The 4,295-nt window shown below is 70.5% G+C and carries 1 protein-coding gene; it reads left to right on the top strand.

Annotated features, from left to right (window positions below; genetic code table 11):
• Positions 1 to 4,295 (top strand): non-ribosomal peptide synthetase (locus K8640_RS42270; RefSeq protein ID WP_223752264.1); only part of this gene is annotated, 4,295 nt, incomplete at both ends.

Below are 4,295 nucleotides of genomic sequence, written 5' to 3' on the forward strand. Positions count from 1 at the left end.
CAGTACGCCGACTTCTCCGTCTGGCAGCGCTCCTGGCTCCAGGGCCCTGTCCTTGACGCTCAGATCGACTACTGGCGTCACCAGCTCGCGGACCTCACGACGCTCGAGTTGCCCTTGGACAAGCCGCGTCCGGCCGTCCAGACGTCCGCGGGCGATGTGGCGCTCATCACCCTTCCGCTCGCGACCACGGAGAAGCTCAAGAGCCTGTGCCAGCAGGAAGGGGCGACGCCCTTCATGGCCCTGCTCGCCGTGTGGCAGCTCCTGCTCTCCCGCTACTCGGGCCAGGATGACATCGCCGTCGGCTCCCCCATCGCGGGTCGTCACCGCTCGGAGCTCGAGGGGCTCATCGGCTTCTTCGTCAACACGCTCGTCCTGCGCTCCCGCGTCGACGTGCACGCGTCCTTCCCGCACCTGCTGCGACAGGTGAAGGAGGCGGCGCTCGGGGCCTACGCGCACCAGGACATCCCCTTCGAGCGTCTCGTCGAGGAGCTTCAGCCCACGCGCGACATGAGTCGCAGCCCGCTGTTCCAGGTCCTCTTCGTCCTCCAGAACACGCCGGCCTCGGGTGTCCAGACGCATGAGCTCTCCCTGAGCCCGGTGGACATCAGCGGCGGGACCTCGAAGTTCGAGCTCCAGCTCAGCCTCGTCGAGTCCCCCGAGGGATTCTTCGGAGGCCTCAGCTTCAACACCGACCTGTTCGAGCGCGCCACCGCCGAGCGCATGGCGCGTCACTTCGAGCGCCTCGTCGAAGCCATCGTCAACAACCTCGACGCGCCGGTCTCCGCGCACGCCATGCTCACGGAGGACGAGCGCCGGCAGGTCCTCGTCGACTGGGCCTCGGCGCCGCTGAGCGCCCCCGTCGACTCCACGATTCCCGAGGCCTTCGCCCGCGCCGTGGCGCTCGCGCCCGACGCCCCCGCCCTGGTCTTCGGCGAAACGGCGCTCACCTACCGGCAGCTCGACGAGCGCTCCAACCAGCTCGCCCGGCTCCTGCGCCACCACGGCGTCACCACCGATGACCGCGTCGCGCTCTCCCTGGAGCGCTCCTTCGAGCTGGTCATCGCGCTCGTCGCCATCGTCAAGGCGGGCGCGGCCTACGTGCCGCTCGACGCGTCCTATCCGTCGCACCGGCTCCTCGCCATGATGGAGGACACCCAGCCGCGCCTGCTCCTCACGTCACGCGCGCTGGTCTCCAAGCTGCCGACCGAAGGCGTCACCACGCTGGTCCTCGAGGAGGTCGACACCTCCGCCCAGCCCGCTGGACCGCTGCCCTCCCTGGCCCTCCCCGAGTCGCTCGCCTACGTCGACTTCACCTCCGGCTCCACCGGCAGGCCCAAGGGCGTGGGGACACTTCACGCTGGCGTGCTGCGGACGCTCGTCGGCGCGACGTACACGCGCTTCGGCCCCGAGCAGACCCATGTCCTGCTCGCGCCCATCTCGTTCGACGCCTCGACGTTCGAAATCTGGGGCGCGCTGCTGCACGGCGCTCGGCTCGTGGTGCCGCCGGCCCACACGCTGTCGCTGGAGGAGATCGAACTCACCGTCTCGCGGCACGGCGTGTCCACGCTGTGGGCCACCAGCGGTCTGTTCTCGCAGCTCGCGGACGCGGTGCTCCCGGGGCTGAGCACGGTGCAGCACGTCCTCACCGGCGGCGACGTGGTCTCGCCGGTCCACGCCCGCAAGGCGCTGACGGCCTGGGGCGCGCAGGTCACCAACGCCTACGGCCCCACCGAGTCCACCGTCTTCGCCACCACCTTCGCCATCACACGCGCCGAGGACATCGGCGCCACGCTGCCCATCGGTCGGCCCATCCAGGGAACGCGGCTCCTCGTCCTCGACGCCTCGCTCCAACCCGTGGCTCCGGGGGTCACCGGAGAACTCTTCATCGGTGGCGAGGGACTCGCTCGCGGCTACCTGCTCCGCCCGGACCTCACGGCCGAGCGGTTCGTTCCCGACCCTTTCTCCGCGTCGCAGGGTGCGCGCCTCTACCGCACGGGCGACCTTGTCCGCTGGCGCGCGGATGGCACCCTCGACTTCCTGGGCCGCGCCGACTCGCAGGTGAAGCTGCGTGGCTTCCGCATCGAGCTGGCGGAGATCGAAGCCGCGCTGCGTGAGTACTCGTCCATCACGAGAGCCCTCGCGCTCGTCCGAGAGGACGTGCCCGGGGACAAGCGCCTCACCGCGTACTTCACGGCGTCCTCGCCCGTCGACCCGGCCTCCCTGCGCGCCTTCCTCAAGCAGCGGCTGCCCGAGTTCATGCTCCCGTCGTTCCTCATCCCGCTGGCGGCCTTCCCGCTGACCGCCAACGCGAAGCTCGACAGGAAGGCCCTGCCGGCGCCCGACACCCTCGCCTCGTCCGCCTTCGTCGCGCCACGAAACCCCACCGAGGAGCTGCTCGCGGCCATCTGGGCGGACGTCCTGCGACTCGACAAGGTGAGCGTCGCCGACGACTTCTTCGAGCTGGGTGGACACTCGCTGCTCGCGACGCAGGTGGTCTCGCGCGTCCGGAGGGCCTTCGAGGTCGAGCTGCCCTTGCGCGCCCTGTTCGAGGCATCGTCCATCTCCGCCCTGGCCACGCGAATCCTGGCCGTGAGGGGAGAGACCGGGACGCAGGCGCCGCCGTTGGTGCCAGCGCCTCGCACGGGAGAGCTGCCGCTGTCCTTCGCGCAGCAGCGGCTCTGGCTGGTGGACCAGTTGGAGCCCGGCAGCTCCGCGTACAACATCCCCTCGGCGCTGAGGCTCCGCGGCACGCTGAACGTCGCGGCGCTGGAGCGCGCCTTCACCGCGCTCGTCGAGCGTCACGAGTCCCTGCGCACCACGTTCCTCGCGCGCGACGGGGAGCCCATCCAGGTCATCCATCCGGCGCGGGCGTTCGTGCTGCCCGTCGTGGAGCTGGGCATCCTGCCCACCGAGGAGCGCGAGGAGCGCGCCGTGCGTCTCGCCACCGAGGAGGCCCAGCGTCCGTTCGACCTGGCGCGAGGGCCGGTGCTGCGCGCCATGTTGCTGCGCCTCGCCGCCGAGGAGCACGTGCTGCTGGTCACCCTGCACCACGCCGTCTCGGACGGTTGGTCGATGGGTGTGCTCATCCAGGAGCTCGCGTCCCTGTACGAGGCGTTCTCCACGGGCGTCGAGGCGCGGCTCGCGCCGCTGCCCATCCAGTACGCGGACTTCGCCGCGTGGCAGCGCTCGTGGCTGAAGGGCGACGTGCTGGAGCAGCAGCTCGCCTATTGGAGGAAGCAGCTCGGTGAGCTGCCGCCGCTGCTGGAGCTGCCGACGGACAAGCCGCGTCCGCCTGTCCGCAATCCGCGCGGAGCCTCGCGTCCCGTTCGGTTGTCGCGGGAGCTGACCGAGCGACTGGCCGTCCTCTGCCGCCAGGAGGGCGCCACGCCGTTCATGGCGCTGCTCGCCGTGTGGCAGGTCCTCCTCTCGCGCTACTCGGGGCAGGACGACATCGCCGTGGGTTCGCCCATCGCGGGCCGCACGCGGACGGAGACCGAGGGGCTCATCGGCTTCTTCGTGAACACCCTCGTGTTGCGCACCCGGGTCCGTCCGGGACTGCGATTCCGTGAGCTGCTCGCCCAGGTCCGGGCCACGACGCTCGCGGCCTACGAGCATCAGGATGTGCCCTTCGAGAAGCTCGTCGAGGAGCTGAAGCCCCAGCGCAGCCTGAGCCACACGCCGCTCTTCCAGGTGATGCTGTCGCTCCAGAACATCCCCGTCGCGAGCCGCACCGTGGCGAGCGCGACCGAGGACAGTCCGCCGCTGCATCTGGAGCCGTTCGCGCAGGACCACCAGACGACGAAGTTCGACCTCACGCTCACGTTGTCACAGACGCCGGACGGGCTGGCCGGTGGGCTCAGCTACCGGGTGGACCTGTTCGACGACGCGACCATCGAGCGTTGGGTGGGGCATCTGCACACGCTGCTGGAGGCGGCCATCAACGGCCCCGACACGCTCGTGGGCGAGCTGCCGATGTTGTCCGCCGAGGAGCGCCGCCGCGTGCTCGTCGATTGGAATTCGACGCGCCGGGAGATGCCCTGGAAGGGTGCCTTCCACGAGCTCTTCGAGGCCCAGGCCGCCCTCACGCCTGACTCGCTCGCCGTCCTCGACGACTCCGCCTCCCTCTCCTTCTCTGCCCTCAACCAGCGCGCCAATCGGCTCGCGCACCTGCTTCGCGCTCGCGGCGTCGGGCCCGAAGTCCGGGTCGCCTTCTGCCTCGAGCGCTCCGTCGACTCCCTCGTCGCCCTCCTCGCCATCCTCAAGGCCGGCGCCGCCTACGTCCCCCTCGACTCCGC

The sequence above is a fragment of the Myxococcus sp. XM-1-1-1 genome (assembly GCF_020037095.1).
GTDB classification, from domain to species: Bacteria; Myxococcota; Myxococcia; order Myxococcales; family Myxococcaceae; genus Myxococcus; species Myxococcus fulvus.